This window comes from Neptunicoccus sediminis, from assembly GCF_001719615.1.
GTDB lineage: Bacteria > Pseudomonadota > Alphaproteobacteria > Rhodobacterales > Rhodobacteraceae > Amylibacter > Amylibacter sediminis.
The window spans coordinates 1-3,826 of the sequence record NZ_MDVX01000045.1 but is presented as its reverse complement, the minus strand read 5'-3'; the positions used below and the strand labels follow the sequence as shown (position 1 = coordinate 3,826).

Genomic DNA, 3,826 nt, shown 5'->3' with positions numbered 1-3,826 from the left:
GATCGTCGCCCGCCTCGGGCTGGATGAGACCGGCGTCTTGGACGCCCGCTTGCCTGCCGCACTCCCGCCTACGCCCTTCGCGAAATACGGACAGTTGACGTTCTTGCTCATTCTGGCGGCGAGCATTGTGGGAGCCATTGGAATGACCGACAGAAAGGAAAGCGCACCATGATCGTAATCTTTGGAGCAGTGGCGGGGGCCGCATGGGGCGGATATCTCGCCAGGAAGCGTGGCGGCAACAGGCTGGACATCGCCTAGTACGCGGCAAGTTCCGCGATCGCATTCGGACTCCTGGCGTTGTTCGCCTCGATCGTTCTTGCACGGGTTCTATGAACCGCCGTCCAAGGCCGGATAGGCGCTAGGCGAATATGTCGATCGGCGTCCCGTCCCGCACCATCGCGTAGATATCCTCAATCTCGCGGTCCGACACCGCGATGCAACCCGCCGTCCAGTCTGGTTTGATCGCGTCGATACCGGGTCGTGGCCCGCCATGGATGAAAATGTCGCCGCCTGGCTCACGTCCCTGTGCAGCGGCGAAGGCGATATCGGCCTCGTTCGGATAAGAGATTCCGATTGAGAGATGGAACAGACTGTCGGGATTGCGTCGGTCGACGGTATAAGCCCCTTCGGGCGTTTTCCCGTCACCCTCGAACTGCTTGGGCCCCTCGGGCGCGAAACCGAGGTCTATCCTGTAGGCTTTCAGGACCGAGGTATTGTTGAACAGGAACAGGTTCCGGTCACCTTTGAACATCTGCAACCGGGTGACCTTGGGCCCATCGTAGGTTCGGAATTTGCTGGCGCACCCTGCAAGGCCAAGTGCAAGTCCGCCCAAGAGTGCCGTTCGTCGTGTCGTTTTCATCATGTCGTCCGCTCGATCTTTTTACCTGTCCACTCATATCGGTATCGGTATGCCTGATCAATCAATGGCCGTGGGCCAGGGCTCCCTGCGCCATCTTCTCTCCCACTTGCTCTCCCCCGGACCCGTCCGGCCGGTCCTTCTTGGCCCGGAGCAGCCTGAGCGCGTTGGCGACTACCAGTAGCGAAACGCCGACATCCGCAGCGATGGCACCCCACATTGTTGCCATGCCGAACGCTGTCAGCCCGACGAACAGCGCCTTCGTCGCAAGCGCAATTGCGATGTTCTGATGGATGACGTTCATGGTGCGGCGCGAATGCCCGATCAGCCACGGCACCTTGCCGATGTCGTCCGTCATTAGGGCGATATCTGCGGTTTCGATGGCGGCGTCCGATCCGACCGCGCCCATTGCGATAGCGAAATGTGCCCTTGCCATGGCCGGTGCATCGTTCACACCGTCGCCGATCATTGCCACAACATCGTAGTTAGCGACCAGCTCCTCGATCGCTGTCACCTTGTCTTCGGGCAGCAGTTCTGCGCGAACCTCATCGATACCAACTTCCGCCGCCACGGCTCGTGCCGTGCGTTCATTGTCGCCGGTCAGCATGATAATCTTTTGCACGCCCTGGGCATGCAGACGCGCCACGACCCCCTTCGCATCCGGGCGGATACGGTCGCGCAGTTCGATCAGGCCGAGCAGGCGGTCCCCGGAGCCTACGGCCACGAGTGTGCTGCCAGCCCCCTCGATCCGTTCCAGCAGGTCGCGGGGGATCGCTTCGCCAAGCCCCTTCTCGGTCGCAAATCGATCCGAACCGAGCCAGACGGGCTGACCCTCCCAGGTTCCCTCGACACCGCGGCCCGGCACCGTTTTAGTGTCGGTAGCCGCCGACTGCTTCAACCCGTCGCGTTCGCCGCGCGCCAGGATGGCCCGCGCCAAAGGATGCGAAGAGCGGGCTTCCAGCGCGACAGCGGCGCTCAGAAGGTCGCGTTCGACCGTGCCGCCTAAAGGATGCAGGCCCGCGACCTCCGGTTCTCCCATAGTAATCGTCCCGGTCTTGTCCATTGCCAGAGCCGTCAGACGCGAGGGGGCTTCGACATAGGCACCGCCCTTGATCAGCACGCCATTGCGTGCCGAGGCCGCGAGCGAGGCAACGATGGAAACGGGTGTGGAGATAACCAGCGCACAAGGGCAGGCGATCACCAGAAGGACCAGCGCATTGTAGAACCAGTAGTCCCACGCCCCCGCAAACAGCAGCGGCGGCACGACGGCGATCAGAACCGCCAGCACCATCACGATGGGCGTGTAGATACGAGCGAATTTCGTGACCCATTGCTCCACCTCGGCCCGGCGCGAATGCGCATCGCCTACCATGCGAATGATTTTCGATAGCACGGTATCGCCTGCGGCCTTGGTGGCCCTGACCGTCAGCGTGCCATCGCCGTTAATCGTCCCGGCATAGACCTCGTCACCAGTTTCCTTAGCCACAAGGGCACTTTCTCCGGTGATCGGAGCTTGATCGACATCGCCCCGACCCTCGGTGACTTCACCATCAAGGGGGATACGATCACCGCCCCGGACGACGAAGTGATCTCCGATCACAACCTCGGCGGCGGGAACGTCGGTCTCCGATCCGTCAGCGCGAATGACGCGCGCTGTCGGCGGAGCCAGGTCCAGCAGGGCAGAGACCGCATTGCGCGCACGTCCCACGCTCCAGGATTCAAGGGTGAGCGACAGGGCGAAGAAGAAGGCGACCGTTGCCGCCTCGAAAAATTCGCCCAGCCCGATCGCCCCGGCCACGGCGACGATCATCAGCAGGTTCATGTCAGGCGAAAGTCGGCGCGCGGCGGACCATGCCTTGGGGGCGACCAGCCATGCTCCGAACACCACCGCCAGCATGAACAGTCCCATCTCGACCAGAGGCATAGACGTCTCGCCATGACCGGAGAAGAGCCTTAGTGCGCCTCCGGCCCCGGTCTCGACGATATGGTAGAGGAATCCCGCAGCCCAGAAGCCACCGCTCAGGCCCGTGAAAAGACGCTGGCGCGCAAAATGGGCCGCCTGATCCGCTTCGGCGCTTTCGGCATCCCACATCTTCGCGCTCATGCCGGTCGAGCCGACGATCTTGATGATCTTGTCGTCGCTGAGCGGTTTGGCGCTTTCGAGGATGGTCATCCTACCATTCAACACATCGAAGGCCAGATGCTCGCTGCCGCCGACTTCCGGTCCGACGACCTTGTTCAGGATCGCGACCTCTTCCGCACAATCCAGCCCGTTAACGCGAAAACTGCGTCCGGAGGATGGTGGAGGTGCTGCCACCTGCGCGGTGTCTTCGGCCGTCTGGCCGCAGCAAGCCTTTGTGTCTTTGCGATCATCCTGATGACCGTGCGGATGCGTGTCTGGACCGTCGTGGGACATGGGAAACCTCTGAGAATAAGCGTAGAGCCAAAGATAGGAGCTTCAGTTGCTAGAGGTTCAAGAAGTTTCTTGGGATGTTCTGTGCTTAAGGCCATCACAATCAGCACTGTACCTCCTCTGAACTGTTCGGGCGCGACAGCGAGGCGATTGGACTTGACCTTCCATCTACGGGAAGCACTATTTGCGGTCCCAGTGTAGTTTTTGAAAGGCTGGGCTATTCTTTGGGCTGGAGCGGTCAGTTCGAATACCATGAACGCGCGAAACAGCGGCTGGCCACTGTTGTGCCGCTGACGCTGGCGCTGATCTTTCTGCTGCTTTACCTAAACTTCCGCCGCCTGACGGAAACCTTGATCGTGATGCTGTCGCTGCCTTTCGCTCTGGTCGGTGGCATTTGGCTCATGTGGTTCATGGGCTTCAACATGTCGGTTGCGGTGGCCGTCGGGTTTATCGCGCTGGCCGGGGTGGCGGCTGAAACCGGAGTGATCATGTTGATCTATCTCGATCAGGCGTTGAATGAAGCGCGTGCCTGCGCCGGCGACAGGGACCTGACCCGC

The 3,826-nt window shown here is 61.3% G+C and carries 3 protein-coding genes; 1 reads left to right on the top strand and 2 read right to left on the bottom strand.

All coding sequences use genetic code 11. The features are described 5' to 3' along the window. Positions 1-358: 358 nt before the first annotated feature. Positions 359-859, bottom strand: coding sequence for a L,D-transpeptidase family protein (locus BFV97_RS17720; RefSeq protein WP_069301707.1), 501 nt, complete (start codon positions 857-859; stop codon positions 359-361). A gap of 61 nt (positions 860-920) precedes the next feature. After that, positions 921-3,272 carry a heavy metal translocating P-type ATPase gene (locus BFV97_RS17715; protein ID WP_245667820.1) on the bottom strand — a complete coding sequence of 784 codons (2,352 nt, stop codon included), beginning with the start codon at positions 3,270-3,272 and terminating at the stop codon, positions 921-923. A 221-nt stretch (positions 3,273-3,493) separates the two neighbouring features. Between BFV97_RS17715 and BFV97_RS17710 the strand changes: the two genes are divergently transcribed. Further along, the coding region (locus BFV97_RS17710; protein WP_281200966.1) for an efflux RND transporter permease subunit at positions 3,494-3,826 on the top strand (333 nt) is incomplete at its 3' end.